We start from the raw sequence: 26,258 nt of genomic DNA on the forward strand, positions 1-26,258 counted from the left end.
CAGGGCCGGGAACGGCTGGGCCGGTGCGGCCTGCACGTGGACCGCCCGGATGCCCTGGGGCAACTGGAACCCGGCGCGCCGCTCGCCATCGCGCACGCCGTTCACGGGGGCGTCCACCGTCAGCACGAGGGCCTCGTACCCCGCGGCCTCCGCGCGCTGCACCAGCGCGTGGGTGCGGGACCGGTCGCCCTGCCAATAGAGCTGCAACCACAGCGGGCCGCGGCCGGCATCGCCGAGCACCGCTTGCGCGACGATCTCCATCGGCACGCTGGACAAGGTGCTCAGCACGTAGCCGGCCCCCTGGGCCGACGCGGCGACCGCGCTGGCCAGTTCGCCATCCTCGTCGAACAGGCGCTGGTAGGCGAGCGGGGCCAGCAGGATCGGGTGCGCGAGCTGGCGGCCCAGCAGCTGCACGCGGGTGTCGAGGCCGGCCAGCGGCCGCAGCACGCGCGGCCACAGGCGCAAGCCGTCCCATGCGGCCCGGTTGGCGCTCGCCGTGAGGCCGTCGCCGGCGACGCTCTCCAGGTAGGCCTGGGCGTTCGCGTCGAGCCGCGCCAGCGCGCGTCGCCGGTGGTCTTCCAGGCCCACGATGTCCGGCGGCAGGGGTTGCGCCTTCACGTGTCGGCCCACATGCGCAGCAGGTTGTGGTAAGTGCCCGTGAGCTGCACGAGCGCCGGATCCTCGCCCTCGCGCGCGCGCAGCTTGAGCAGCGCCATGTCCATCTCGAACAGCAGGCGCCGCTGCTCGCCGCTGCGCACCATGCTCTCCACCCAGAAGAAGCTCGCGATGCGCGCGCCGCGCGTGACGGGCGTGACCTCGTGCAGCGTCGTGCCGGGGTACAGCACCATGTCGCCCGCCGGCAACCGGAGCCGGCGCTCGCCCTGGGGCTCGCGGATCACCAGCTCGCCGCCGTCGTACTCGTCGGGATCGGCGAGGAACAGGGTGCAGGACAGGTCGGTGCGCACCCACTGGGGCGGGTGGTGCGATCGCAGCACGGCGCCGTCGATGTGTTCGCCGTAATGATTGTTGCCGCCGCTGTAGCGGTTGAAGAGCGGATTGAAGATCCTGCGCGGCAGCGCCGCGGAGAAGAAGAGCGGGTCGCGCTGCAGGGCCGCAAGCACCATCTCGCGCAACTGCGCGGCGGCGGCACTGTCCTGTGCGAGCTGCTCGTTGTTCTTGCGCGAGACCGCCTGCGCGCCCGCGCTGCTGCCCCCGTCGATCCAGGGCGCGTCGGGCCCCAGCAGGGTGCGCGCCCTCGCCACTTCGTCGGCCGTGAGGATCTTCTTCAGGTGCAGCAGCATGGGGGCGTTCAGAACATCGTCTTGAGCGTCAGTTCCACCCGCCGCGGCGAGCCCGGGGTGAAGAAGCCGCGGTACAGCGTGTCGGCATACAGCTTGTCCGCCAGGTTGGTGACGTTCAGCTTGGCCGTCCACTGCTCGTTGATCATGTATTCGGCCATCGCATCGGCGGTGACGAACCCGTCGGCCGTGACCGCGCGATTGCCCTCGGGGTTCTGCGAGCCGCGCCAGTTCAGCCCCAGGCCGAGACGCAGCTGCGGCAGCACGCGGTAGGTGGTCCAGAGGCTGCCACTGTGGCGCGGGGTCAGTGCGGGGCGGTCGCCCTGCACCTGGGCGCCACCGCCGTTGGCGGCCAGCGGCTGGAGGCTTTCGTCGATCCTGGCGCGCGGGATCCAGGTGTGGTTGAAGAACACCTCCCACTTGGGCGTGAAGCGGCCGGCCAGGTTGAACTCCATGCCGGCGGCGTGGCGCTTGCCGGACAGCAGGATCTGGTTGACCAGCGGGTCGGTGTTGCGCTCGTTGTATTTCTCGCTGTAGAAGAAGGCCACGCCGAGCAGCGCGCGCCGTTCGAACAGTTCCCACTTGCCGCCGACCTCGAAGTTGCGGCTCTTCTCGGCCGGCGTCTGGGCCAGTTGCGGGTTGCCGGTGGGATTGGGGCTGAACTGGTAGGTGTCGCCCGAGGTGTTGTAGGAGGTGCCGAACGAGGCGTAGTACGAGGCTAGTTCGCTGGGCTGGTACAGCAGCCCCACGCGCGGCGACCACAGGCTCTCGCCGCGGGCGTCCGTCTGCACGCCGGCGGGGTCGCGGTAGGACGCGGTGAAGCGGTCGAAGCGCAGGCCGCCGAGCAGCTTGACCGTCGGCGTGATGGACACCGTGTCCTGCACGTACAGGCCGATGTTGCGGGCATCGAAGGTGCTGAAGGGCACCGGACCGCGGGTGTCCGGACGGGTCGCGCCGTCGTTGGGGGTGCCGACCGTGGTGGTCGGCGCGGGCGCCAGGCCGGCGACGAAGTTGTTGTTGCGCCGGGCGTCGTCCTGGTAGTAGTCGATGCCCGCGAGCAACTCGTGCCGGCGTCCACCCCACTGGAAGTTGCCGGCGTAGTCGCTGGTCAGCTGCGTCAGGTCGCTGATGCCGATGCGGCCCTTGGCCGAGCGGGTGAGCACCGTGCTGCCATCGAGGTTGGCCTGCGTGGTGCCGGGCGCGAACCGGATCACGCTCGCCAGCAGGTCGCGCTTGAAGCGCCCGTGGCGCAGCACGGTCTTCAGCTCGCCCTCGTGGTCGAAGCGATGGATGTGGCTGAGGGTCCCGTAGGTCGCGCTGGTGTCCAGGTGGTCGTTGGCCAGGCCGTAGAAATTGCGGGCCGGCAGCGAAGGGATGATCGTGCCCTGGGTGCCGTTGCTCAGGAACCAGGGGTGGTTGTAGAGGGGCCGCCCTTCGATGTCCAGGTGGTACAGGCCGACCGAGAACTCGTCGCGCGTGCCTATGCCCCAGCGGAAGGTCGGCGCGAGGCCGACCTTGCGCTGCTTCGCCCCCCAGTTGTCGGCATCGTGCGCCATCGCGTTCAGGCGGAAGGCCGCGTCCTGGCCCGTGTGGAAGTTGAAGTCGCCGGTGAGGCGGTGCAGGTTTCCGGTGCCGAGGGTGTAGTCCACCTCGTGCTGGTCCATGAGGAATGGCTGCTTGCTCACCTGGTTGACGATGCCGCCGGTGGAGCCTTTGCCGAACAGCATGGAGGCCGATCCCTTGAGGACCTCGATGCGGTCGAAGTTGAAGGTGTCGCGCTCGTACAGCGCGCCGTCGCGCAGGCCGTCGGTGAAGATGTCGCCCGCCTGCTGCAGCGAGAAGCCGCGCATGCGCACGTCCTCTTCGCCGGTCTCGCCGGCCTGGAAGGTGACGCCGGCCGTGGTCCGCAGCACCTCGCGGAAGTCGTCGAGGTTGCGGTCGTCCATCAGCCGCTCGGTCTGCACGGTCACCGACTGCGGGATGTCGCGGATCGCCTGCTTGCCCTTGCCGATGCTGGTGGTGGTGGCGCGAAGGGTCTGCTTGCCGGTCGCTGCGTCGGGCATCTCGCGCACCACCATCTCGCGCAAGGCGCGGTTCGCATCGTTCGATGCAGGCGGAGCGGTCTGTGCCAGGCCGTTGCAGGACGCCGCCAGCAGCAGCGCGCCCAGGGGCAGCAGGGGAGCGGGAACCGATGCGGGATCGGCGGGACAGGCCGTGCTCGACGGCCGCGTTTCGGATGACACCAGGTAAACCTCCAACGAGGGCGGCCCCGGGGGGCCGGTTCGACGACGAGGCTGGCTGGCGCGCGGCTGGCTGGCCGATGGATGAAAAGTGCGGTGCTGCCGAGTGTATCGCAAATGCGAATCGGTCGCATTAAGACTGGATAAGAAGCGCCTGAAAAGAAACGGGCCCCGAGGGGCCCGTGTTGCATGTCGAGGATCGAGAAGGCAGGGCGCGAACGGCGCCCCGGGGACTAGCTGCCCTCGCCCATCTGCGACTGCAGGTAGTTCTGCAGCCCGACCTTGTCGAGCAGCTCGATCTGCGTCTCGAGCCAGTCGATGTGTTCCTCGGTGTCCTCCAGGATGTCCGTGAGGATCTCGCGGGAGACGTAGTCCTGTGCGGCCTCGCAGGCCGCGATGCCTTCCTTGACGGTGGCCTGGGCGCCGCGTTCGCTTTGCAGGTCGCAGTCGAGGATTTCCGGGATGTCCTCACCCACCAGCAGCTTGCCCAGGTCCTGCAGGTTCGGCAGCCCCTCCAGCACCAGGATGCGCTCGATCAGGCGGTCGGCGTGCTTCATCTCGCCGATCGATTCCTCGTACTCCTTCTTCGCCAGCCGCTCGAACCCCCAGTGCTTGAGGATGCGGTAGTGCAGGAAGTACTGGTTGGTCGCCGTCAGCTCGTTCTTCAGCTGTGCCTGCAACTGCTGCAGGACTTGCGGGTTGCCTTGCATTGTTGTTCTCCTTGCGGGCTGCGATGCGGGCATTCTCGCCCGAATCGCAGCGCGCGGCACATGCCCCCATGAAGGCCTGTGCCTGCACGCAAGAAGCATTCGCGTTCAGGCAGGTACGGGCTCGGCAGTCTTCTCTTGCGCCGCTGCATCGGCCGGTGCCGAGGTGCGGATCAGGTGGTCGAACGCGGCCAGCGCGGCCTTGGCGCCATCGCCCGCGGCAATGATGATCTGCTTGAACGGGACGGTGGTGGCATCGCCCGCGGCGAACACGCCGGGCATCGAGGTCTGCCCGCGCGCATCCACGACGATCTCGCCGTGCTTCGACAGTTCCAGCGTGCCCTTGAGCCACTCGGTGTTGGGCACCAGGCCGATCTGCACGAACACGCCTTCCAGCTCGACGCGATGTTCCTGGCCGCTCGCGCGGTCCTTGTAGACCAGGCCGTTCACCCGCTGGCCGTCGCCCGTGATTTCGGTGGTTTGCGCGTTCACCAGCGTGGTCACGTTCGGCAGGCTGGCCAGCTTGCGTTGCAGCACCGCGTCGGCGCGCAGTTGCTCGCCGAACTCGATCAGCGTCACATGGCCGACGATCCCGGCCAGGTCGATGGCCGCTTCCACGCCGGAGTTGCCGCCGCCGATCACCGCCACGCGCTTGCCCTTGAACAGGGGCCCGTCGCAGTGCGGGCAGTAGGCCACGCCCTTGTTGCGGTACTGCTGTTCGCCCGGCACCCCCAGCTGGCGCCAGCGCGCGCCGGTGCTCAGGATGACCGTGCGGCTCTTGAGCGAGGCACCGTTTTCCAGCTGCACCTCCATCAGGTCCGCATCGCGCTTGAGCGACTTCGCCCGCTGCAGGTTCATGATGTCCACGTCGTAGTGGCGCACGTGCTCCTCCAGCGCCAGCGCGAACTTCGGTCCCTCGGTTTCCTTGACCGACACGAAGTTCTCGATGCCCAGCGTGTCCAGCACCTGGCCGCCGAAGCGCTCGGAGGCGATGCCGGTGCGGATGCCCTTGCGCGCGGCGTACACCGCCGCGGCGGCGCCGGCCGGTCCGCCACCGACGATCAGCACGTCGAACGGGTCCTTGGCCGCGATCTTCCTCGCTTCGCGCTGGGCGCCGCCGGTGTCGACCTTGGCCAGGATCTCCTCCAGGCTCATGCGGCCGGTGCCGAACATCGTCCCGTTCAGGAAGACGGTCGGCACGCCCATCACCTGGCGCTGCTCGATCTCGTCCTGGAACAGGCCGCCCTCGATCATGGTCGCCTTGATGCGCGGGTTCTGCACCGCCATCAGGTTCAACGCCTGCACCACGTCCGGGCAGTTGTGGCAGGTCAGCGAGACGTAGACCTCGAATTCCAGGTCGGTGTCGATCGCGCGGATCTGCTCCAGCACGTCCTGCTCCACCTTGGGCGGGTAGCCGCCGACCTGCAGCAACGCCAGCACCAGCGAGGTGAACTCATGGCCCATCGGCAGGCCGGCAAAGCGCGGCCCGTGGCTTTCGCCGGGGCGGTTGATCGAGAAGGAGGGCGTGCGATGCGGCCCCTGTGCCTGCGTCGTCTCGCTCACGCGGACCAGCGGCGACGTCTCCGCGACGTCGCGCAGCAGCGCCTGCATCTCGCGCGAGGCGGGCGTGTCGTCCAGCAGCGCGGTGATCTCCACCGGCTGCGAAATGCGTTCCATGTAGGCGGCCAGCTGGGCCTTCAGTTGGGTGTCGAGCACGGCTCCTCCTCCGAGTGTCAGCGGTGTGGATGGGACAGTTCGGGACACCGCGGAACCGGCTTTGCCGGGCCGCTGGTGTGCCCCTTGAGGGGAGGCGGGCGCGCGTAGCGCCCGCTTCGGGGTGGGTCAGATTTTTCCGACCAGGTCCAGCGAGGGCTTCAGCGTCTCGGCGCCTTCGCTCCACTTGGCCGGGCAGACCTCGCCCGGGTGGGCGGCGATGTACTGGGCGGCCTTCAGGCGGCGCAGCGTCTCGGTGGCGTCGCGGCCGATGCCGTTGTCATGCACCTCGACGGTCTTGATGCGGCCTTCCGGGTCCAGGATGAAGGTGCCGCGCAGCGCCAGGCCGGTGTCCTCGCCCTCGGTGATCAGCACGTCGAAGAAGCGGGCCAGCTGGTGGCTGGGGTCGCCGATCAGCGGGTACTTGACCTTCTTGATGGTGTCCGACGTGTCGTGCCAGGCCTTGTGGGTGAAGTGGGTGTCGGTGGACACGCCGTACACCTCGGCGCCCAGCTTCTGGAATTCGGCGTAGTGATCGGCCAGGTCGCCCAGTTCGGTCGGGCAGACGAAGGTGAAGTCGGCCGGGTAGAACACGACCACGGACCACTTGCCCTTGAAGCTCTCGTCCGACACCGGCACGAACTTGCCGTTGTGGTACGCGGTGGCCTGGAAGGGGGTGATCTGGGTGTTGATCAGGGACATGGGTTGCTAACTCCTTTTGCTGTTGCGTTGTGGATGCCTGTGAGACCCGTAGGTTAGGCGCGGGGTTCCTATTGATCCAATTTATTGGGGCAATGCCGCCAATGCCATTTATCTATTCAGAGGGTGGGCCGGCCCAGTGACATCCGCGTCCGACGGACCCACACTCCGTCTGCCGGCAGCGCGCCCGCGCCGCCCGTATGAGGATCCAGCGATGAAGAACCTCCTGCGCCCCGCTCCCTTGCCGCGCGGCCTGGCCGAAGCCTTCAGCCGCGCCGGTTTCCGCAAGTGGTATGAGCGTGAACTGCTGTCGAGCCACGCGCACCTGGTGCTGGCTTTCCTGAGCCTGGTCGCGGTGTTCGCTGCCCTCGAGGCCTCCCGTGGCGCAGCCACCGCCGACCAGCTGGCCAACCTCGTCTACGTCCTGCTGTCCGCCGCCATCGGTGCGTGGGCGCTCAGGCGGTACCTGTTCCTGCTGACGCGCGCCGAGATCGTGGCCAACCAGGCCCAATGCCAAGATTGCGGCGAATACGGCCGTTTCAAGGTGGTGTCGCCCCGGACGGGCGGCGACGAGGCCGAGGTCTGCTGCCGGCGTTGCCAGCATCGCTGGGTGATCACCAGCCTGGCCTGACCGCCTCAGTACTCCAGCCGTCCGGGCTGGATCTCCTGCAGGATGGTGGTCGCGATCTCCTCGATCGACTTGGTCGTCGTCGACAGCCAGCGGATGCCCGCGCGGCGCATCATGGCTTCCGCCTCGGCCACCTCCATGCGGCAGTTCTCCAGCGAGGCGTAGCGTGAATTGGGCCGCCGCTCGTTGCGGATCTCGGCCAGCCGCTCGGGCTGGATGGTCAGCCCGAACAGCTTGCGCCGATGCGGCACCAGCGCGGCGGGCAGTTGCCTGCGATCGAAGTCCTCGGGGATCAGGGGGTAGTTGGCCGCCTTCAGGCCGTGCTGCATCGCCAGGTACAGCGAGGTCGGCGTCTTGCCGCTGCGGCTGACGCCCACGAGCACCACGTCGGCGTGCTCCAGGTCGCGGTGGCTCTGGCCGTCGTCGTGCGCCAGGCTGTAGTTGATCGCCTCGATGCGGTCGTGGTAGGCCTTGCTCTTGCTGATGTCCGAGAACCGCCCCACGCGGTGGTTGGACTTCATCCCCAGCTCGATCTCCAGCGGGCGCACGAAGGTGCCGAACATGTCGAGCAGCATCCCGCGGCAGCCTTCCTCGATGACCTGCAGGATCTCCACGTTCACGAGCGTGGTGAAGACCAGCGGGCGGCGGCCCTCCAGCTCGGCCACGTGGTTGACCTGACGCACGGCCTGGTGCGCCTTGTCGACGGTGTCGACGAAGGGCAGGCGCACGTGCCGGGGCCGGAATTCGAACTGCGCGAGGATGGCGTTGCCGAAGGTTTCGGCCGTGATGCCGGTGCCGTCCGAGATGAAGAAGACGGTGCGTGTGTGCAGGTTGGACATCGGTGCTTTCGGGCCGGGCGCACGGCCCCGGAGGGGGCGGGGTGCCTACAATGGCCGGCAATTATCCGCCGCATGTCATGACGCGATCAGGCCCATTACAAGCCCTACAAAGCCGACTCGCCGGACACGCCCGCGCGCGCCGCTGGAGCGCAGACCCGATTTCAACTTCCGGAGCTTTTCCATGTCTGCACGCTTTGATCCGGCCGCCCTGGTCGTACCCTTCGAGAACCTGAGGATGACCGACGTCGAGGTGGTCGGCGGCAAGAACGCCAGCCTCGGCGAGATGATCTCCCAGCTGCCGCAGGGGGTGCGTGTCCCCACCGGCTTCGCCACCACCGCCCACGCGTTCCGCGAATTCCTGGCCTACGGCGGCCTGGCCGACCGCATCCAGGCCCGCCTCGACGCCCTGGACACCGAGGACGTGCGCGCCCTGGCCACGGCCGGCGCGGAGATCCGGCGCTGGGTGATGGAGCAGCCGTTCCCGGCCGGGTTGGACAAGGCGATCCGCGAGGAATTCACCCGCCTGTCCGCCGGCAATGCCGACGCCAGCTTCGCCGTGCGCTCGTCGGCCACGGCCGAGGACCTGCCGGATGCCTCCTTCGCCGGCCAGCAGGAAACCTTCCTGAACGTGCACGGCATCGAGCACGTGCTGGACAAGATCAAGGAGGTGTTCGCCTCGCTCTACAACGACCGCGCCATCAGCTACCGCGTGCACAAGGGCTTCGCCCACTCGAACGTGGCGCTGTCGGCGGGCGTGCAGCGCATGGTGCGTTCCGACCTGGGCGCCGCCGGCGTGCTGTTCACCATCGACACCGAGTCCGGCTTCCCGGACGTCGTCTTCGTCACGGCCAGCTACGGGCTGGGCGAGACGGTGGTGCAGGGCGCCGTCAACCCGGACGAGTTCTATGTGCACAAGCCCATGCTGCGCGCGGGCAAGCGTGCCGTGATCCGCCGCAACCTGGGCTCCAAGCTGATCCAGATGGTGTTCTCGACGCCGCAGGAGAAGGCGCAGGACGGCAAGCTGGTCAAGACGGTGGAGGTGCCGCTCGAGCAGCGCAACCGCTATTCGCTGACCGACGCCGAGGTCGAGCAGCTGGCGCGGTACGCGCTGGTGATCGAGGAGCACTACGGCCGCCCCATGGACATCGAGTGGGGCAAGGACGGCGAGGACGGCCAGCTCTACATCCTGCAGGCGCGACCCGAGACGGTGAAGAGCCAGCAGCAGGGCAAGACCGAGACCCGCTACAAGCTCAAGGGCAAGGGCAACGTGCTGGCCGAGGGCCGTGCCATCGGCCAGAAGGTCGGCACCGGTCCGGTGCGCCTGGTGCACGGCCCGGCCGAGATGGAGCGGGTGCAGCCGGGCGACGTGCTGGTGACCGACATGACCGACCCCAACTGGGAGCCGGTGATGAAGCGCGCCAGCGCCATCGTCACCAACCGCGGCGGCCGCACCTGCCACGCCGCCATCATCGCGCGCGAGCTGGGCATTCCCGCCGTCGTGGGCTGCGGCGACGCCACCGAGCTGCTCAAGGACGGAACCCTTGTGACCGTGAGCTGCGCCGAGGGCGACACCGGCCACATCTACGACGGCCTGCTGGAGACCGAGGTGACCGAGGTGCAGCGCGGCGAGATGCCGCCGGTCGCCACCAAGATCATGATGAACGTGGGCAACCCGCAGCTGGCCTTCGACTTCGCCCAGCTCCCCAACGAGGGCGTGGGCCTGGCGCGGCTGGAGTTCATCATCAACAACAACATCGGCGTGCACCCCAAGGCCATCCTCGACTATCCCAACGTGGATGCCGACCTGAAGAAGGCGGTGGAGTCGGTGGCCCGCGGCCATGCGTCGCCGCGCGCGTTCTACGTCGACAAGGTGGCCGAGGGCGTGGCCACGATCGCCGCCGCGTTCTGGCCCAAGCCGGTGATCGTGCGGCTGTCGGACTTCAAGAGCAACGAGTACCGCAAGCTGATCGGCGGCAGCCGCTACGAGCCGGAGGAAGAGAACCCGATGCTGGGCTTCCGCGGCGCGGCCCGCTACATCAGCGGCGCCTTCCAGGAAGCCTTCCGGATGGAGTGCGAGGCCCTGCGGCGCGTGCGCGAGGAGATGGGGCTGACCAACGTGCAGGTCATGGTGCCCTTCGTGCGCACGCTCGGCGAGGCGCGCGGCGTGACCGAGCTGCTGGCCCGCCAGGGCCTGCGCCGCGGCGAGAACGACCTGAAGGTGATCATGATGTGCGAGATCCCCAGCAACGCGCTCCTCGCCGAGCAGTTCCTGGAGTTCTTCGACGGCTTCTCGATCGGCTCCAACGACCTGACCCAGCTCACGCTCGGCCTGGACCGCGATTCCGGCCTGGAGCTGCTGGCGGCCGAGTTCGACGAGCGCGATCCAGCCGTGAAGGCGCTGCTCTCGCGGGCCATCGGCGCCTGCCGCGCCCAGGGCAAGTACGTCGGCATCTGTGGCCAGGGCCCCAGCGACCACCCCGACTTCGCCCAGTGGCTGGCGGCCGAGGGCATCGCGTCGATTTCGCTCAATCCCGACAGCGTGATCGCGACCTGGCAACAGCTGGCCGCGCGCTGAGGCCCGGCCCGCTGGCGTCGGCCAGCCCTGCAGTGCGATGATGGGGCCGGCGAGGAGGGGCTCATCGCATGGCGCAGCGGGACCGGCAATACGAGCGCAGCCTGGCGCGCATCCTGGCCTCTTACGTGCTGGGGCTGTGCACCGTGCTGCTGCTGCTCGCCTGGGCCGAGCAGCAGGGGCTGTCGCGCCACTGGCTGGGCCCCTTCCTGCTGTTCGCCACCGTGATGCTGTACGCCGCCATCGGCGTGTGGGGCCGGACCAGCCAGGCGCACGAGTACTACGTCGCGGGCCGCCGCATCCCGCCCATGTACAACGGCATGGCGGCTGCCGCCGACTGGATGAGTGCCGCCTCGTTCATCGGCCTGGCGGGCGGCCTCTACCTGCAAGGCTTCGGCGGGACCCCCGGCCATCCCGGCGGGCTGGCCTACGTGCTGGGGTGGACCGGCGGCTTCTGCCTGGTGGCGCTGCTGGTGGCGCCCTACCTGCGGGCGATGGAGCTGTACACGCTGCCCGACTTCTTCCACCAGCGCTATGGCGGCGAGTGGCCGCGGCGGCTCGCCGCGCTGGGTGCCATCGTCTGCTCCTTCACCTATGTGGTCGCCCAGATCTACGGCATCGGCCTGATCGCGTCGCGCCTGACCGGCGTGCAGTTCGAGATCGGCATCCTGCTGGGGCTGGGCGGCGTGCTGCTGTGCTCCTTCCTGGGCGGCATGCGGGCGGTCACCTGGACCCAGGTGGCGCAGTACGTGATCCTGCTGCTGGCCTTCCTGATCCCGGTGTCCTGGCTGGCGTACAAGCAGGTGGCCAATCCGTTCGCACCGCTGGTCTACGGCAGCCAGCTGCAGCGCATCGGCGAGATCGAACGGGAACTGGTGGCTTCGCCGGCCGAGAAGGAGGTGCAGGCCGAATACCTGCGCCGCGCGCAGCGCTATCGCGAATGGCTGGCCGACGTCGAGGGCTCGCTGGAGCGCGAGCGCGTCGAGGCGCGACAGCGCATCCGTCGGCTCAAGGCCCAGGACGCCGCCTCCGAGCGCATCGTCGCCGCCCACCGCGAGCTTGCCGCGTTGCCGCGCGATCCGGCGGCCGCGCGCGAGCTGTGGACGCGCGCCCTGCAGGAGAACCTGGAGCGCGCGCGCCCGCTCACCGGCCTGCCGCCGCATGCGCGCCCCTTCGCCGGCGACCCGGACGGCACCCCCGCGCAGCAGGCGGAATTCGAAGCCTCGCGCCTGAACTTCCTCGCGCTGGTGTTCTGCCTTATGGCGGGCACGGCCGGACTGCCGCACCTGCTCACGCGCTTCTACACGACGCCCACCGTGGCGCAGGCCCGGACCTCGGTGTGCTGGGCGCTGTTCTTCATCCTGCTGCTCTACCTGAGCGTGCCGGCGCTGGCGGTGCTGGTGAAGTTCGAGGTCATGCAGCACTTGGTGGGCAGCCGCTTCGATGCCCTGCCGGCGTGGATCCTGCAGTGGGCCCGGGTGGATCCGTCCCTGGCCTCGGTGACCGACGTCAATGGCGACGGGCGCGTGCAGTTCGGCGAGATCCGGCTGGGCGCCGACATCATCATGCTCGCCACGCCCGAGATCGGCGGGCTGCCCTACATCGTCTCGGGACTGGTGGCGGCAGGCGGACTGGCCGCGGCCCTGTCCACCGCCGACGGCCTGTTGCTGACCATCAGCAACGCCATGGTGCGCGACCTGTACGGCCATGACCTGGGCCCGCACATGACGCCGGAGCAGCGCGTGATCCTGTCCAAGTTCACGCTCCTGGCCGTGGCCCTTTTGGCAGCCCTGGTCGCTTCGCTCAAGCCGTCGGACATCCTGCCGCTGGTCTCGGCCTCGTTCTCGCTGGCGGCGTCGATCTTCGTGCCGGCGCTGGTGCTGGGAATCTTCTGGCGCGGGACGACCCGGGCCGGCGCGGTCGCCGGCATGGCCGTGGGCTTCGGCGTCACCGTGTACTACATGGTGGCCAATGCCGAACCGGTTCGCGACGCCTTGGGCCTGGCCGGGCAGGGGCCGCGCTGGTTCGGCATCCTGCCGGTCTGCGCCGGGGTGTTCGGTGTCGGCCTGGGAACGGCCGTGACGGTGCTCGGCAGCCTCGCCGGCCGGCGCCGGCTCGTGCCGGCCTGACCTCAGCCCGGCCGGTGGGCCTGCATGTCCGCCATGAAGGTGGCGGCAGCCTGCGCGCCGCGCGCCGATCGCACCGCAATCTCCGCGCGCTTGATCACCGCCAGCAGCTCCTGCGCGGTCCGCGCACTCTCGATGCGCAGGCACAGGTCGTCCGCCGTCGGTCCGAGCAGGTTCGTCAGGCCGCGCACGGCCGCACGCTGGGCTTCCACCAGGGTCACGATGCGGGCCGGTGCGACCGCTGCCGCGGGTGTTCCCGTAGGCGCGGTGGCCGGGGGCGGCAGGGGTTCGATCATCCCGAGCGCGAGCAGTTGCGCGAACGACTGCTGCAGTTCGGCCGGCGTTGCGGACATCCGGGCCAGTTCGTCGACGTCGCGCTTGCCGTCGACGAGGATCAGCAGCGAGCGCAGCCGCATGCCCAGGGACGGATCGCGCTTGGCGAGTGCTTCGACGCCCTTGGCCGACTTCCGATAGACCGCAACCTTCTGGACCATCCAGCTACTCCAGTGATGTGTCGGTCGGCACAGCATAGGCCTGCCGAGCTTGGCCATGCGTCGGGACATGCACCAATCCATGCCGGCCGAGTGGCGATCCGCGGGAAATCCCTAGGGCCTGCGAGCCGGCCTGTAAGGCGACCGTAAGCGCGCCCAAAAAGCATGGCACCGCCGTTCACGGAGGAAGCCCTTGCTGCTGCTGGTCGAGATCCTCAAGCTGCTCGCCGAAATCGCGCTGCTGTGCCTGCTGGGGCAGGGGGTGCTGGCCTTGCTGGCCGGCCCCAAGCGGGAACAGAACCCGTTCTACCAGCTGTTCCAGGTGCTGACCCGCCCGCTGCTGCGCGGCGCGCGGCTCGTGTCGCCGAAGCTGGTGCTGGACCGCCACCTGCCGGTGGTGGCCTTCCTGCTCCTGTCCTTCGTCTGGCTGGTTGCGACCATCACCAAGATCGACATCTGCGTGCGCATCGGGGTGGATCTGTGCAAGGGCTGACGCGGCGCCTGCGCTGGCGCGGATTCAGGTTGCGGGCGATGGCCCTGCTGGTGTTCGGCCGTCGCGAGCCGGCGCTGCGGGTGTTCCAGTCGATGCTGGCCGAATTCCCCGGGGACGCGTATGCGCTGGCCAGCATCGCCAGCCTGCAGGCGCAGTCCGGCGCGACGCAGGCGGCCCTGGCCACCACCGAGCAGTTGCTGGCCCTTCATCCCGATGACGGCACCCACTGGTTCAACTACGGCTTCCTGCTGGAAGCCAGCGAGCGCTATGCCGAGGCCGAAGCCGCATTCCGCCGCACGGTCGAACTGCGGCCCTCGCTGGACCGCGCGTGGTACGGCCTGGGCCTTTGCCTGATCAGGCTGGGGCGCCTCGACGAAGCCGTCGACGCGCTCAAGCGCAACACCCAATTGCAGCCCATGAGTCCCTACGGCTGGTACCAGCTGGCCCGGGTCCATGTGGATCGGCAGGAACCTGACGAGGCACTGCGGATCATCCGCCACCTCAGCCGGTTCGAGCCGAAAGTGGCCGCCCAGCTGGAGCGCGAGACGGGCCTGCTCGCCTCGCCCGCCAGCTGAGAGGCCACCTGGGCGGCCCGGTTGCAAGGCCGCCGGCGCGAGCCGGTGGCGGGGCCGCAGGCGTTGGCAGAAGCGCAGGACCGGAGGGTCCACAAGGAGACAAGAGCATGCAGCTCACCGAGAAGCACAAGGAGTACTGGCGAAAGAACCTGAGGATCACCGGCATCCTGCTGGCGATCTGGTTCGTCGTCACCTACGTCGTGGCGTACTTCGCCCGCGACCTCAACTTCCATTTCTTCGGCTGGCCATTCAGCTTCTGGATGGGCGCACAGGGTGCGCTGGTCGTGTACGTGGCCCTCATCGGCTACTACGCGCACTACATGGGCAAGCTGGACGAGGAATACGGCGTCGCGGAGGAGGAATAGGCCATGGCTACCACCACCACTGCGGGCGCCAACGCCGCCTTCCGCAAGCAGCTCAACAAGGTCTACGGGTTCTACACGGGGGGCTTCATCGCCTTCGTGGTGATCCTCGCCATCCTGGAGCAGCTGGGCCTGAACCGGGACTGGATCGGCTTCATCTTCCTGATGGCCACCATCGCGCTGTATGCCGGCATCGGCATCATGAGCCGGACGACCGACGCGGCCGAGTACTACGTGGCCGGCCGGCGCGTGCCCGCCGTCTACAACGGCATGGCCACCGGCGCCGACTGGATGTCCGCCGCCTCCTTCATCGGCATGGCCGGCACGCTGTACCTCACCGGCTACAGCGGCCTGGCGTTCATCATGGGGTGGACGGGCGGCTACGTGCTGGTGGCGCTGTTCCTGGCGCCCTACCTGCGCAAGTTCGGACAGTTCACCATCCCGGACTTCCTGGGTGAGCGCTATGGCGGCAACGTGCCCCGGTTCCTCGGCATCGTCGCAGCCATCCTCTGCTCGTTCACCTACGTGGTGTCGCAGATCTACGGCGTGGGCATCATCACCAGCCGGCTGACCGGCGTGGCCTTCGAGATCGGGGTCTTCCTCGGCCTGGGCGGCATCCTGGTGTGCTCCTTCCTCGGCGGGATGCGCGCGGTGACCTGGACCCAGGTCGCCCAGTACATCATCCTGATCATCGCCTACATGATCCCGGTGGTCTGGCTGTCGGTGAAGCAGACCGGCGTCCCGATCCCGCAGCTCGTCTACGGCTACCAGATGGAGAAGGTCACCGCGCTCGAGGAGAAGCTGATCAAGGATCCCAAGGAACTGGAGGTCCGCAAGGTCTTCGGCGAGCGGGCGGCCGCGCTGGGCGAAAAGATCAAGGATCCGAAGGCGGCCCTCGCAGCGGACCGGGCAGCCGCCGAGAAGAAGGTGGCCGACCTGAAGGCGAGCAACGCGCTGGCGAGCCAGCTCGCGGCCGCCGAGAAGGAACTGGCCGCGGTGCCCAAGGACGAAGCGGCGGCCGTGAAGGCCTGGACGGCGGCCAAGACGGCAGCGGAGGCGGGCAACAAGCCGCTGGCGGGCATGCCGCGCCACGGCCAGATCTACACGGGCGACCCCAATGGCGATCCGGCGGCACGCGCCACCTTCGACAACTCGAGACGCAACTTCCTCGCGCTGATCTTCTGCCTGATGGTGGGCACCGCCGCCTTGCCGCACATCCTGATGCGGTACTACACCACGCCCAGCGTGAAGGAGGCGCGGCAGTCGGTCACCTGGTCGCTGTTCTTCATCTTCCTGCTGTACTTCACCGCGCCGGCCCTCGCCGTGCTGGTGAAGTACGAGATGTTCAGCGCGGTGGTGGGCGCATCGTTCGACAGCCTGCCGTACTGGATATCGGCCTGGAACAAGGTCGACCCGGCGCTGCTGTCGGTGACGGACGTGAACAAGGACGGCCTGCTGCAGCTCGGCGAGATCAAGATCGGCGGTGACATCGTGGTGCTGGCCACCCCGGCCATCGGCGGCCTGCCGTACGTGATCTCGGGCCTGGTCGCGGCCGGTGGCCTGGCCGCCGCGTTGTCCACCGCCGACGGCCTGCTGCTCACCATCGCCAACGCGCTGAGCCATGACCTCTATTACAAGATGATCGACCCCAACGCCCCGACCGCGCGCCGGGTGATGTTGTCCAAGATCCTCCTGCTGGTGGTGGCCCTGGCGGCGGCCTTCGTGGCCTCGCAGAAACCGGCCGACATCCTGTTCCTGGTCTCCGCGGCGTTCTCGTTCGCAGCCTCGGCGTTCTTCCCGGCGCTGGTGCTGGGCATCTTCTGGAAGCGCGCTTCCAGCCTCGGCGCCGTGGCCGGCATGATCGTGGGCCTGGGCATCACGTTCTACTACATGGCGACCACCCAGCCCTGGCTGCGCAGCGTGTTCGGCGTGACCTCGCCGATCGCCGACAACATCTGGTGGGGCATCTCGCCGATCGCCGCCGGCGTCTTCGGCGTGCCGCTGGGCTTTGCCACCATCGTCATCGTCAGCCTGCTGACGCCGGCGCCCACCGCCAAGGTGCAGGAACTGGTCGAGCACGTCCGGTACCCGAACCTGGTTCGCGCCTGAGCCGCATAGACGGCATGCAAGGCCCCGCGGTGCCGCCGTGGGGCCTTTTTTGATTTCATGGGAGGCACGCTGGCAGGCTCGGCCATCGTGCCTCACCTGACCATAATCGTCCGATGGCTGACCCTGATGCGCACGCCGGCCTGACGCCCTCGCCAGGGCTGCTGTCGGCGCTGCGCCCGGAGCTGGCGCGACACGCGCCCTTCGCGCAGATGACCAGCGATGCCATCGATTTCTTCCTCGCCCACAGCCAGCAGCGCTACTACGCGCCGGGCGAGGTGCTGCAGGCGCCGGGGCACGGCGTGGTCCAGGACGTCTTCTTCATCCGCCAGGGCGTCGTCACCCGCCGCAAGGGCGTGGCCGAGCTCTCCGGCGGCGCAATCCACTACGAGGCGGGCGACCTGTTCCCGCTGGCGGCGGCGGTGGGCCAGCGCGCGGTGACCGCCACCTACGAGTCCGCGGGCGACACCTTCGTGCTCGCACTGCCGGTGGCCGACATGCAGGAACTGGCGGCGCGCAGCGCACCCTTTGCCGAATTCCTCAACAGCCGCATCGGCCGCTTCCTCGAGCTGTCGCGGCTGGCGATGCGCAACGAACATGCCTCCGGCGTGCTGTCGGAGCAGTCGCTGGAGACGCCCCTGAGCGAGCTGGCGCGCAATGCGCCCGTGACCTGCACCCGGGATGCCAGCCTGCGCGAGGCACTGACCGAGATGGGCCGGCGACGCGTCGGCTCGATCGTCGTCACCGGGCCCGATGGCGTGGCCGAGGGCATCCTGACCCGGCACGATGTGCTGGAGCGGGTGGCGCTGGCGGAGGTCCCGCTGGACACGCCCGTGTCGGCCGCAATGAGCGCGCCCGTCCAGACGCTCACCGTGGAGCACAGCGCGGAGGACGCGGCGCTGCTGATGTCCCGCCACGGCATCCGTCACGTGCCGGTGACCCGCGCGGGCAAGCTGGTGGGCGTGGTGTCCGAGCGAGACCTGTTCGCGCTGCAGCGGCTTTCGCTCAAGAACGTGGGTACTTCGATCCGGCTGGCCGCCGACATCCCCGCCCTGAAGGTCGCGGCCGGGGACGTGCGGCGCTTCGCCCGCAGCCTGCTGGGGCAGGGCGTGCAGGCCCGCCAGCTCACCGGGCTGATCAGCCACCTCAACGACCTGCTCGCGCAACGCATCCTGCAGCTCAAGGCCGCCGAGCATGCCGTCGCGCTCGAGCAGGTGTGCTGGCTGGCCCTGGGATCGGAAGGCCGCAGCGAGCAGACCGTGGCGACGGACCAGGACAACGCGCTGATCCTGCCGGACGGCGCCGACCACGAATTCCGGCGGCGGCTGCTGCGGTTCGCGCTGGACGTGAACGGCACGCTGGACGCCTGCGGCTACCCGCTGTGCCGGGGCGGTGTGATGGCGTGCATGCCGGACTGCTGCCTGACGCTGTCCGAGTGGCAGGAGCGCTTCACCCGCTGGATCGAGCACGGGGCGCCCCGCGACCTGCTCGATGCCAGCATCTACTTCGACCTGCGCGGTTTGGCCGGCGACCTCTCGCTGGCGCAGCGCCTGCGCGCCGACGTGCTCGGGCGCGCGCAGGCGAACCCGCGCTTCCTCAAGCAACTGGCGCTGAATGCGCTCTCGCGCGAGGCGCCGCTGAACTGGCTGGGCGGCATCGAGACCGACGAGCGGGGCAGCATCGACCTCAAGCTGCAGGGCGCCGCCCTGTTCGTCGATGCCGCGCGGCTGTACAGCCTGGCCCACGGCATCGATGCCACCGGCACCCGCGAGCGGCTGCGGGCCTTCGGCGACCGCATCGGCCTGCCGGACGCCGAGACCGGCGCGTGGATCGCCGGCTTCGAGTTCCTTCAGATGCTTCGGCTGCGCGTGCAACTGGGCGAACGCGGTACGGCCGACGAGCCGAACCGGGTCCGGCTGCAGGACCTGAACGACGTCGATCGCCGCATTCTCAAGGAAAGCCTCCGCATGGCCCGCCGGCTTCAGCAGCGCATGCGGCTGGACTACGAGCGCTGAGGTGGGCTGGCTTCCCGGATCGTGGCGCGGGCGTGCGGTGGACGAGGGCCGCTGGGTGGTGCTGGACGTGGAGGCCAGCGGCCTCGACGCCTCGCGCGACCGATTGCTGGCGATCGCCTCCGTGGCGGTGCGCGTCGACTGGTCCTCGCGCCGGCTGGCCATCGACCTCGGTGACAGCTTCGAGGCGGTGCTGCAGCAGGAGCAGCCCTCCAGTCGCGACAACATCCTGTTGCACGGGATCGGCGTGGTCCGCCAGGCCGGCGGGCTGCCGGTGGCCCGGGCGCTGCAGGCTTTTGCCGCCCACGCTGGCACCTCGCCGCTGCTGGCCTTCCATGCGGCCTTCGATCGCACGCTGGTGCAGCGGTACGCGCGCGCGGTGCCCGGCGCCGGCCTGCCGCAACCCTGGCTGGACATCGAGCACCTGTGCGGCGTCACCCACCCGGACGTCGCTGCGCGCTCGCTGGACGAGTGGATGGCTCACTTCGGCATCCGCTGCGCGGCCCGCCACCAGGCCGCCGCCGACGCCCTGGCCGAGTGCGAGTTGCTGCTGCGCATCTGGCCGCGCGTGGCGGCCGAATGCGCCTGTTGGCGCGACGTGCAGCGGCTGGCGGCGCGCCGCCGCTGGATCGCCCGGGGCTGAGGAGGGGCAGGGTAGGGCCGGCTTGGCTATAATCAGCGGCTTTGCCTTGCCACACTGCCATGGACGCGGCGGGTGGCTCAACCACAAGGAGAGTCCATGCGTCACTATGAAATCGTGCTGCTGATCCACCCGGACCAGAGCGAGCAGGTTCCGGCCATGCTGGAGCGCTACAAGGGGATGATCACCGCCGGCGGCGGCAAGATCCACCGCGTCGAGGACTGGGGCCGCCGCCAGCTGGCCTACCAGATCAACAAGCTCGCCAAGGCGCACTACCTCTGCATCAACATCGAGGCCGACCAGAACGTGATGGGCGAGCTCGAGCATGCCTTCCGCTTCAACGATGCCGTGCTGCGCCACCTGACGGTGCAGAAGAAGAAGGCCGAGACCGGCCCCTCGGCCATGATGAAGACGGTCGAGCGCGAGGAAGCGCGCAAGGCCCAGCAGGCGGAGTTCCAGTCGTAAGGCGCTCGTCGCCGCGGCCCGCCCGCCGGTGAACCACGTCGCCCTGAGCGCCCGCATCGCCGAGATCGGCTCCCTGCGCCACACCCCGGCGGGCCTGCCCGCCCTGGACCTGAGGCTCGAACACGAGTCCGAGGTGGTGGAAGCGGGGCAGCCCCGGCAGGTGAAGGCGGCCGTGAAGGCGGTGGCGATCGGCACCGTGGCGGAAGCCATCGCCCGCCAGCCGGTGGGCAGCCCCTGGGGCTTCACCGGCTTCCTGGCGACGCCGCGCAACGGCAGGCACCCCGTGCTCCACATCCAGTCGTTCGAATCCGTTTGAGAGAAAGAGGCACACCATGGCCACGTTCAAGAAATTCAACAAGGACAAGCGTCCGAAGCGCAATACCCAGTCGCTGCTGTTCAAGCGCAAGCGCTTCTGCCGCTTCACCGTCGCCGGCGTCGAGGAAATCGACTACAAGGACGTCGACACCCTGCGCGACTTCATCGCCGAGAACGGCAAGATCATCCCGGCGCGCCTGACCGGCACCCGCGCGATCTACCAGCGCCAGCTCAACACCGCCATCAAGCGCGCGCGCTTCCTGGCCCTGGTCCCGTACAGCGACCAGCACCGCATCTGAAGGGGGCGACGAACATGCAAGTCATTCTTCTGGACAAGGTCGTCAACCTGGGCAACCTGGGCGAGATCGTCAAGGTCAAGGACGGCTACGCCCGCAACTTCCTGATCCCGTCGGGCCGTGCACGCCGTGCGACCGAGGCCAACAAGGCCGAGTTCGAAGCCAAGCGCGCCGAACTGGAGAAGGCCGCGGCCGCCAAGCTGGCGGAGGCGCAGGGCCAGGGCGAGAAGCTCGCCGGCACCACGCTGAAGCTGACCCAGAAGGCCGGCGTCGACGGCCGCCTGTTCGGCTCGGTCACCAACCACGACGTCGCCGAGGAACTGGAGAAGCAGGGCTACAAGGTGCACAAGTCCCAGGTGCGCATGCCCAACGGCCCGATCAAGATGGTGGGCGAGTCCACCGTCCAGGTGGCGCTGCACACCGACGTGGTGGTGGACATCGCCGTGGCGGTGTACGGCGAGACCGCGTAATCCGCTACGGTCCGAACCAAGGTTGCCTGCGGCAACCTTGTCCTTCGAGAAGAACGCCGCCCTCCGGGGCGGCGTTTTCATTTGCGGGCCGGGTCATCCACAGGTCCCGACCCTCCATCCACAGCTTCTCCACCTGCTGTTCCCAGCCTTGTGCATGGACATTCCTCCAGTGGCCGAGGCATGATCAACCCCAGCCGAAAGCCCGCATGTCTGCCGTCCTGAGCCCTGTCGACAACGATCCGCCGCGCGACCGGCAAGTCAGCCAGCTGCGGGTGCCGCCGCATTCGGTGGAAGCCGAGTCCAGCGTGCTCGGCGGGCTGCTGGTCGACAACGCGGCCTGGGACCGGGTGGGCGACCTGCTCACCGACGGCGACTTCTACCGCTACGAGCACCGGCTGATCTACGGCGTGATCGGTACCCTGATCAACGCCACCAAGCCGGCCGACGTGATCACGGTCTACGAGCAGCTGCAGAGCCTGGGCAAGGCGGAGGAGGTGGGCGGGCTGCCCTACCTGAACTCGCTGGCCCAGTACGTGCCCAGCGCCAGCAACATCCGCCGCTACGCCGAGATCGTGCGCGAGCGCTCCATCCTGCGAAAGCTGGTGTCGGCGGCCGACGAGATCGCCACCAGCGCATTCAACCCGCAGGGCAAGCCGGTCGAGAACATCCTCGACGAGGCCGAGCAGAAGATCTTCCACATCGGCGAGGAAGGCTCGCGGATGAAGCAGGGGTTCCAGGGCATGGAGAGCCTGGTGGTCCAGTTGCTGGACCGGGTCACCGAGATGGCCGACAACCCGAACGACATCACGGGGGTGCCCACCGGCTTCCACGACCTGGACCGCATGACCTCCGGCCTGCAGGCCGGCGACCTGATCATCCTGGCGGCGCGGCCCTCGATGGGCAAGACCTCGCTGGCGATCAACATCGCCGAGCACGTGGCGCTCCACGAAGGGTTGCCGGTGGCGGTGTTCTCCATGGAAATGGGCGCTTCGCAGCTGGCGGTCCGCATCGTCGGCTCGATCGGCCGGATCGACCAGACGCACCTGCGCACGGGCCGGCTGACCGACGAGGAGTGGCCGCGCCTGACCGAGGCCATCGAGAAGCTGCGCAACGTCTCGCTGCACATCGACGAGACGCCCGGCCTGACGGTCAGCGAACTGCGCGCGAACGCGCGCCGGCTGGTGCGGCAGTGCGGCGGCAAGCTCGGGCTGATCGTGGTGGACTACCTGCAGCTCATGAGCGTGTCGTCCGGCATGAGCGACGAGAACCGGGCCACCGCCATCGGCGAAATCTCGCGCGGCCTGAAGATGCTGGCCAAGGAGCTCGGCTGCCCGGTGATCGCGCTGTCGCAGCTGTCGCGCGGCGTCGAGTCGCGCACCGACAAGCGCCCCATGATGAGCGACCTGCGCGAGTCGGGCGCGATCGAGCAGGACGCCGACGTGATCATGTTCATCTACCGCGACGACTACTACAACAAGGACTCCAAGGAGCCCGGCGTCGCCGAAGTGATCATCAGCAAGCAGCGCAACGGACCCACCGGCACCGCCAAGCTGGCGTTCGTCAAGCCGCTGACCAAGTTCGAGTCGCTCGCCAGCGGCTCGGACGACTTCTGAGCCCGCCTCAGTACGCCCAGTAGGGCCCCGGTCCGGCCGGCGTGGGCGCTCCCTCGCGCGCCACGAACACCGAGCGGCCGAAGAAGAAGGGCAGGCCCCAATCGAAGCTGCCCGGCAGCCCGTTGGTGCCGCCGATGTGGGCCACGGCGGCATGGGGCCGGATGGCTGTCACGCTGTCGAGCGTGAACGTGACCGTGCCGCGGGTCCCGGTGTCCGAGAGGTTGGTGGCCGTGAGCGTCAGCGGCGCCCCCGGCGGACAGTAGAAGTCGCCGCAGGAGGGCAGGCTGCCGTCGTTGAAGAACAGGCCGTTCGAGCCGCTGTCCAGGAAGCTGCGCGGGTAGTCGACGCCCTTGTACGTGGTGGTGAAGAAGCCGTCGGAGTCGGTCGCGAAGACGGTGGCCGTGCCCAGCTGGTTGTTGGGCTGGGTGCCGATTCCGAAGACGAGCGAACCGGTGGCGCGCCCGGCGCCGCCCGTAGGCACCTCGGGCAGCGTGAGCACCACGCCGTTGTTGTTGACGGCGAACGAGGTCACCGGGTTGGCGACCTGCGAGGCCAGCGCCAACCGGGTGGAGGTGCAGCCGCCGCCGCCATTGCAGGCGAAATAGACGTTGGGCGCCGTGGAGCCCACGCAGGCGGGGCCGCAGTCCTCGGTGAACAGGCCCAGGCCCAGGATGCCCTTGGCACCGCGGCCCGGGCCGATGTTGGCGCCGGTGTTGCTGCACGCGGCCGGGATCATGGACCACGGGGTGTTGGTGTCGTTGACCACCTGGATCGGCAGGTTGGCGGCGCGTTCGCCGGCCAGCTGGACGTCGGCGCGCCGCACGGAGCCCCAGGAGAAGCCGCTGGCGAACTGGGCGCACTCGCCCACCAGTTCGCCCACCGCATTCGTGACCACGGGCAGGTTGAGGCTGGCGGGCACGGCCGACGCGGCCACCCGCAGGCCGGACGAACCGGTGTCCAGGACCACGTGGTCGATCTCCACGCAGGCCGCGGTCCCGGGCTGGCAGATGGTGACGGTGACGAAGGGCGTGTTGATGGAGGTGCCGTCGGTGCCGGTGTCGACCAGCACCTGCGCCACGTTGGAGCCCGACGGAGCCGGCGCCGCCACGCTGTCGGTGCCGACCGTTTCCGTCTGCAGCGCCGCCGGCGAGTCGCCCCCGCCGCCGCCACACGCAGCGAGAAAGGCCATCGCCGACAGCGCAGCCAGCCACCGGAGCGTGCGGACGGCTCCCGCTGGTCCCGTGTGCGATGCGAAGCGGCTCATGGCAGCGTCCGCGGATCGAAGCCGGCGGGCAACTGGCGCGGCAGCCAGGCCTGTCCCTGGAAGGCGCCCATGCGTCCCGCGGAGACGATGACCAGGTCCGCGCGGTGCACGGCGGCGGCGCCGCGCCCCCGCGCGCTGGCCTCCTGCGCAGTCAGTGCATTGAAGTGGCGGCCGAGCAGCGCGCGCAGGTCCGGCTGGAACGGGCCCGCCCAGGCCACGGCGAACACCGTGCCGCTGGCGTCGATGTACTCGTGCACCGTGGTCCCGGAGTCGAGCCGGCGTTGCACATGGGTGTAGGGCGTGCCCGAGTTCGTGCGCGCGGTGCTCGCCACGGCGCCGGCATCGACGGGTGCCGCCGGACCGCCCAGGCCCGCCCAGCTGCCACTGCAGGCGGCGAGCAGGCTCGCGGCGACGATGCGTTTGAAGGGCAAGAGGCGGCTCCGGCTGTTCGGGAGTCCAGAGCTTAGCCGCAGCCGGCCCGTTCGTGGGCCGCTGGCGGCCGGCCGCCACGGCCCGTTCGCGCTACAGCACTTCGCTGGCGAAATCGGCCAGGCGCGAGCGCTCGCCGCGGGCCAGCGTGATGTGGCCACTGTGCGGCCAGCCCTTGAACTTGTCGACCACGAAGGTCAGGCCGGACGAGCCTTCGGTCAGGTAGGGCGTGTCGATCTGGGCCAGGTTGCCCATGCAGATGATCTTGGTGCCGGGGCCGGCCCGCGTGATCAGCGTCTTCATCTGCTTGGGCGTGAGGTTCTGCGCCTCGTCGATGATCAGCCACTTGTTGAGGAAGGTGCGCCCGCGCATGAAGTTCATGCTCTTGATCTTGATGCGGCTGCGGATCAGCTCGTTGGTGGCGGCACGGCCCCATTCGCCGGCGCCGGTGTCGGTCTTGGCCAGCACCTCCAGGTTGTCGTCCAGCGCGCCCATCCACGGGCCCATCTTCTCTTCCTCGGTGCCGGGCAGGAAGCCGATGTCCTCGCCCACGCTGACGGTGGCGCGGGTCATGATGATCTCGGTGTAGCGCCGGTCGTCCAGCACCTGCGTCAGGCCGGCCGCCAGCGCCATCAGCGTCTTGCCGGTGCCCGCCGTGCCGGTCAGGGTGACGAAGTCCACCTCCGGGTCCATCAGCAGGTTCATCGCGAAGTTCTGCTCGCGGTTGCGGGTGGTCACCCCCCACACCGCGTTCTTCAGGTGGCCGTAGTCCTTGAGCGTGCGCAGCACCGCCGTCTTGCCGCGGATCTCCGTGACCCGCGCGTACAGGCTGGGCTCGCCGGGCGCCTCGAAGTAGACGAACTGGTTGATCATCAGGTTGGGGACGATCGGTCCGGTCACCCGATAGAAGGTGGTCTGGCCGCTCTGCCAGCTCTCCACCGTCTTGCCGTGCTTGGCCCAGAAGTCCGCCGGCAGCGCCAGCGCCCCGGCGTACATGAGCTCCAGGTCGTCCAGCGTCTTGTCGTTGCGGTAGTCCTCGGTGGCCAGGCCCAGTGCGCGCGCCTTGACGCGCATGTTGATGTCCTTGGACACCAGCACCACTTCGCGCGGGGCGTACTGCTCGCGCAGGGCCTGCACCACGCCCAGGATCTGGTTGTCGGCCTTGCCCTGAGGCAGGCTCGACGGCAGCTGGTTGGCCAGGGCCTGCGTCTGGAAGAACAGGCAGCCGCCTGCCTCGCTGTGGCCGGTGGAGGCGAGCTTCAGGCCGGCACCGATGTCCGCACCCTGGCCGCCGGCCAGCGCATCGAGCGAACGGCTGGCCTGCCGCGCGTTGCGGGCGACCTCGGTCGTGCCCTTCTTGTGGCCATCGAGCTCTTCCAGCACCACCATGGGCAGAAAGATGTCGTGCTCCTCGAAGCGGAACAGGCACATCGGATCGTGCATCAGCACGTTGGTGTCGAGCACGAACAGCTTGGCCGGGCCGGACGGCCGGGCCTTCTTGCGGGCGGTCGGCTCGACGGCGGGGCGGCGACGCGCCGGTGGCTTGTCCTGTACCGGCACCGGCGCTTCGTCGAACAGCGCGGCCGGGTGCGGAGCGTCGCGCTCGCCGCCACCGCTGCGCGGATCGAAGTCCAGCGCGGTGAGCCGGTCAGCCAGCGGACTGTCGACGGCGGGCGCCTCCGATTTGCGCGCGGCCTTGTGCGAGGACCGCGCCGGGGCGTCGTAGGCCTCGGGCGGGAGCAGGGCGGCACGGCGGGAGGGGGCGGGGGGCAGCGGCATGGGTCAGGGGTTTCCCGGGAAGGCAGGTCAGGAAACGAAAAAGCCGCCAGGCGAGCCGGGCGGCTTTTCCATCGGATGCGGTGTCGACGCGAGGCGCCGGAATCAACTGCATGAACCCATTATGCA

General features: G+C 69.0%; 25 protein-coding genes. 14 read left to right on the forward strand and 11 right to left on the reverse strand.

What is annotated here, in order from left to right:
* The 6 genes from VEC03_RS00325 to ahpC form a co-directional block, all read right to left on the reverse strand.
* The coding region (locus VEC03_RS00325; RefSeq protein WP_324912130.1) for an alpha-hydroxy acid oxidase at positions 1-618 on the reverse strand (618 nt) is incomplete at its 3' end.
* Positions 615-1,301, reverse strand: coding sequence for a Fe2+-dependent dioxygenase (locus tag VEC03_RS00330; RefSeq protein WP_324912131.1), 687 nt, complete (start codon positions 1,299-1,301; stop codon positions 615-617). The genes VEC03_RS00325 and VEC03_RS00330, both read right to left, overlap by 4 nt.
* Before the next feature lie 8 nt (positions 1,302-1,309).
* Complete coding sequence (locus VEC03_RS00335; protein ID WP_414708436.1) at positions 1,310-3,541, reverse strand: TonB-dependent receptor; 2,232 nt, start codon at positions 3,539-3,541, stop codon at positions 1,310-1,312.
* A gap of 230 nt (positions 3,542-3,771) precedes the next feature.
* Positions 3,772-4,248, reverse strand: a complete 477-nt coding sequence (gene bfr, locus VEC03_RS00340) for a bacterioferritin (RefSeq protein ID WP_324912132.1) — start codon at positions 4,246-4,248, stop codon at positions 3,772-3,774.
* 105 nt (positions 4,249-4,353) lie between these two features.
* Entirely contained in the window at positions 4,354-5,961 is a 1,608-nt protein-coding gene (gene ahpF, locus VEC03_RS00345) for an alkyl hydroperoxide reductase subunit F (RefSeq protein ID WP_324912133.1), read from the reverse strand.
* A 126-nt stretch (positions 5,962-6,087) separates the two neighbouring features.
* Complete coding sequence (ahpC, locus tag VEC03_RS00350; protein ID WP_324912134.1) at positions 6,088-6,660, reverse strand: alkyl hydroperoxide reductase subunit C; 573 nt, start codon at positions 6,658-6,660, stop codon at positions 6,088-6,090.
* 211 nt (positions 6,661-6,871) lie between these two features.
* Between ahpC and VEC03_RS00355 the strand changes: the two genes are divergently transcribed.
* Positions 6,872-7,288, forward strand: a complete 417-nt coding sequence (locus tag VEC03_RS00355; RefSeq protein WP_324912135.1) for a hypothetical protein — start codon at positions 6,872-6,874, stop codon at positions 7,286-7,288.
* Positions 7,289-7,293: 5 nt separating this feature from the next.
* Here the strand turns inward: VEC03_RS00355 and ppsR are convergent, their stop codons facing one another.
* Positions 7,294-8,115 (reverse strand): posphoenolpyruvate synthetase regulatory kinase/phosphorylase PpsR, encoded by an 822-nt coding sequence (gene ppsR, locus VEC03_RS00360; protein ID WP_324912180.1) that lies wholly within the window; start codon positions 8,113-8,115, stop codon positions 7,294-7,296.
* A gap of 190 nt (positions 8,116-8,305) precedes the next feature.
* Here ppsR and ppsA point away from each other — a divergent pair, with 190 nt between their 5' ends.
* On the forward strand, positions 8,306-10,699 hold the full coding sequence (gene ppsA / locus VEC03_RS00365) for a phosphoenolpyruvate synthase (RefSeq protein ID WP_324912136.1): 2,394 nt from the start codon (positions 8,306-8,308) through the stop codon (positions 10,697-10,699).
* Between the two features lie 68 nt (positions 10,700-10,767).
* Positions 10,768-12,825: a VC_2705 family sodium/solute symporter gene (locus tag VEC03_RS00370; RefSeq protein WP_324912137.1), complete on the forward strand. Its 2,058-nt coding sequence runs from the start codon at positions 10,768-10,770 to the stop codon at positions 12,823-12,825.
* Positions 12,826-12,827: 2 nt separating this feature from the next.
* On the opposite strand, the gene VEC03_RS00375 is transcribed toward VEC03_RS00370, so the two are convergent.
* Positions 12,828-13,316 carry a hypothetical protein gene (locus tag VEC03_RS00375; protein ID WP_324912138.1) on the reverse strand — a complete coding sequence of 163 codons (489 nt, stop codon included), beginning with the start codon at positions 13,314-13,316 and terminating at the stop codon, positions 12,828-12,830.
* Positions 13,317-13,506: 190 nt separating this feature from the next.
* On the opposite strand from VEC03_RS00375, the gene VEC03_RS00380 reads away from it, so the two are divergent.
* From VEC03_RS00380 to dnaB, 11 genes are all read left to right on the forward strand, one after another.
* Entirely contained in the window at positions 13,507-13,806 is a 300-nt protein-coding gene (locus VEC03_RS00380) for a hypothetical protein (protein ID WP_324912139.1), read from the forward strand.
* A gap of 38 nt (positions 13,807-13,844) precedes the next feature.
* A complete protein-coding gene (locus VEC03_RS00385; protein ID WP_324912140.1) occupies positions 13,845-14,381 on the forward strand; it encodes a tetratricopeptide repeat protein in 537 nt (178 codons plus the stop codon).
* Positions 14,382-14,488: 107 nt separating this feature from the next.
* On the forward strand, positions 14,489-14,746 hold the full coding sequence (locus tag VEC03_RS00390; RefSeq protein WP_324912141.1) for a DUF4212 domain-containing protein: 258 nt from the start codon (positions 14,489-14,491) through the stop codon (positions 14,744-14,746).
* A gap of 3 nt (positions 14,747-14,749) precedes the next feature.
* Positions 14,750-16,852, forward strand: a complete 2,103-nt coding sequence (locus VEC03_RS00395; protein WP_324912142.1) for a sodium:solute symporter family protein — start codon at positions 14,750-14,752, stop codon at positions 16,850-16,852.
* A gap of 113 nt (positions 16,853-16,965) precedes the next feature.
* A complete protein-coding gene (locus VEC03_RS00400; protein WP_324912143.1) occupies positions 16,966-18,864 on the forward strand; it encodes a DUF294 nucleotidyltransferase-like domain-containing protein in 1,899 nt (632 codons plus the stop codon).
* 1 nt (position 18,865) lies between these two features.
* Entirely contained in the window at positions 18,866-19,504 is a 639-nt protein-coding gene (locus VEC03_RS00405) for a 3'-5' exonuclease (protein WP_324912144.1), read from the forward strand.
* Between the two features lie 96 nt (positions 19,505-19,600).
* Positions 19,601-19,966: a 30S ribosomal protein S6 gene (gene rpsF / locus VEC03_RS00410; protein WP_324912145.1), complete on the forward strand. Its 366-nt coding sequence runs from the start codon at positions 19,601-19,603 to the stop codon at positions 19,964-19,966.
* A gap of 28 nt (positions 19,967-19,994) precedes the next feature.
* Entirely contained in the window at positions 19,995-20,282 is a 288-nt protein-coding gene (gene priB, locus VEC03_RS00415; protein ID WP_324912146.1) for a primosomal replication protein N, read from the forward strand.
* 16 nt (positions 20,283-20,298) lie between these two features.
* Complete coding sequence (gene rpsR / locus VEC03_RS00420; protein ID WP_048438842.1) at positions 20,299-20,580, forward strand: 30S ribosomal protein S18; 282 nt, start codon at positions 20,299-20,301, stop codon at positions 20,578-20,580.
* 14 nt (positions 20,581-20,594) lie between these two features.
* Positions 20,595-21,047, forward strand: a complete 453-nt coding sequence (rplI, locus tag VEC03_RS00425; RefSeq protein WP_324912147.1) for a 50S ribosomal protein L9 — start codon at positions 20,595-20,597, stop codon at positions 21,045-21,047.
* A 206-nt stretch (positions 21,048-21,253) separates the two neighbouring features.
* The gene (dnaB, locus tag VEC03_RS00430; protein WP_324912148.1) at positions 21,254-22,660 is read left to right on the forward strand and encodes a replicative DNA helicase; all 1,407 of its coding nucleotides are present in this window, start codon (positions 21,254-21,256) and stop codon (positions 22,658-22,660) included.
* A 7-nt stretch (positions 22,661-22,667) separates the two neighbouring features.
* Here dnaB and VEC03_RS00435 read toward each other — a convergent pair whose 3' ends face one another.
* From VEC03_RS00435 to VEC03_RS00445, 3 genes are all read right to left on the reverse strand, one after another.
* Positions 22,668-23,849 carry a DUF3443 domain-containing protein gene (locus VEC03_RS00435; RefSeq protein ID WP_324912149.1) on the reverse strand — a complete coding sequence of 394 codons (1,182 nt, stop codon included), beginning with the start codon at positions 23,847-23,849 and terminating at the stop codon, positions 22,668-22,670.
* A 71-nt stretch (positions 23,850-23,920) separates the two neighbouring features.
* Positions 23,921-24,355 (reverse strand): DUF2844 domain-containing protein, encoded by a 435-nt coding sequence (locus VEC03_RS00440; protein ID WP_324912150.1) that lies wholly within the window; start codon positions 24,353-24,355, stop codon positions 23,921-23,923.
* 91 nt (positions 24,356-24,446) lie between these two features.
* Entirely contained in the window at positions 24,447-26,132 is a 1,686-nt protein-coding gene (locus VEC03_RS00445; protein ID WP_324912151.1) for a PhoH family protein, read from the reverse strand.
* Between the last annotated feature and the right edge of the window lie 126 nt (positions 26,133-26,258).

The organism is Ramlibacter sp. (genome assembly GCF_035627355.1).
Lineage (GTDB): Bacteria > Pseudomonadota > Gammaproteobacteria > Burkholderiales > Burkholderiaceae_C > Ramlibacter.

What these genes read in the sequence shown, in the direction of transcription:
- ahpC (WP_324912134.1), bottom strand. Translation starts at nt 6,660, where the DNA reads ATGTCCCTGATCAACACCCAGATCACCCCCTTCCAGGCCACCGCGTAC.
- dnaB (WP_324912148.1), top strand. Translation starts at nt 21,254, where the DNA reads ATGTCTGCCGTCCTGAGCCCTGTCGACAACGATCCGCCGCGCGACCGG.
- VEC03_RS00385 (WP_324912140.1), top strand. Translation starts at nt 13,845, where the DNA reads ATGGCCCTGCTGGTGTTCGGCCGTCGCGAGCCGGCGCTGCGGGTGTTC.
- rplI (WP_324912147.1), top strand. Translation starts at nt 20,595, where the DNA reads ATGCAAGTCATTCTTCTGGACAAGGTCGTCAACCTGGGCAACCTGGGC.
- rpsR (WP_048438842.1), top strand. Translation starts at nt 20,299, where the DNA reads ATGGCCACGTTCAAGAAATTCAACAAGGACAAGCGTCCGAAGCGCAAT.
- VEC03_RS00390 (WP_324912141.1), top strand. Translation starts at nt 14,489, where the DNA reads ATGCAGCTCACCGAGAAGCACAAGGAGTACTGGCGAAAGAACCTGAGG.
- rpsF (WP_324912145.1), top strand. Translation starts at nt 19,601, where the DNA reads ATGCGTCACTATGAAATCGTGCTGCTGATCCACCCGGACCAGAGCGAG.
- VEC03_RS00375 (WP_324912138.1), bottom strand. Translation starts at nt 13,316, where the DNA reads ATGGTCCAGAAGGTTGCGGTCTATCGGAAGTCGGCCAAGGGCGTCGAA.
- VEC03_RS00395 (WP_324912142.1), top strand. Translation starts at nt 14,750, where the DNA reads ATGGCTACCACCACCACTGCGGGCGCCAACGCCGCCTTCCGCAAGCAG.
- VEC03_RS00445 (WP_324912151.1), bottom strand. Translation starts at nt 26,132, where the DNA reads ATGCCGCTGCCCCCCGCCCCCTCCCGCCGTGCCGCCCTGCTCCCGCCC.
- ppsA (WP_324912136.1), top strand. Translation starts at nt 8,306, where the DNA reads ATGTCTGCACGCTTTGATCCGGCCGCCCTGGTCGTACCCTTCGAGAAC.
- VEC03_RS00355 (WP_324912135.1), top strand. Translation starts at nt 6,872, where the DNA reads ATGAAGAACCTCCTGCGCCCCGCTCCCTTGCCGCGCGGCCTGGCCGAA.
- bfr (WP_324912132.1), bottom strand. Translation starts at nt 4,248, where the DNA reads ATGCAAGGCAACCCGCAAGTCCTGCAGCAGTTGCAGGCACAGCTGAAG.
- VEC03_RS00330 (WP_324912131.1), bottom strand. Translation starts at nt 1,301, where the DNA reads ATGCTGCTGCACCTGAAGAAGATCCTCACGGCCGACGAAGTGGCGAGG.
- VEC03_RS00400 (WP_324912143.1), top strand. Translation starts at nt 16,966, where the DNA reads ATGGCTGACCCTGATGCGCACGCCGGCCTGACGCCCTCGCCAGGGCTG.
- VEC03_RS00370 (WP_324912137.1), top strand. Translation starts at nt 10,768, where the DNA reads ATGGCGCAGCGGGACCGGCAATACGAGCGCAGCCTGGCGCGCATCCTG.
- VEC03_RS00435 (WP_324912149.1), bottom strand. Translation starts at nt 23,849, where the DNA reads ATGGCCTTTCTCGCTGCGTGTGGCGGCGGCGGGGGCGACTCGCCGGCG.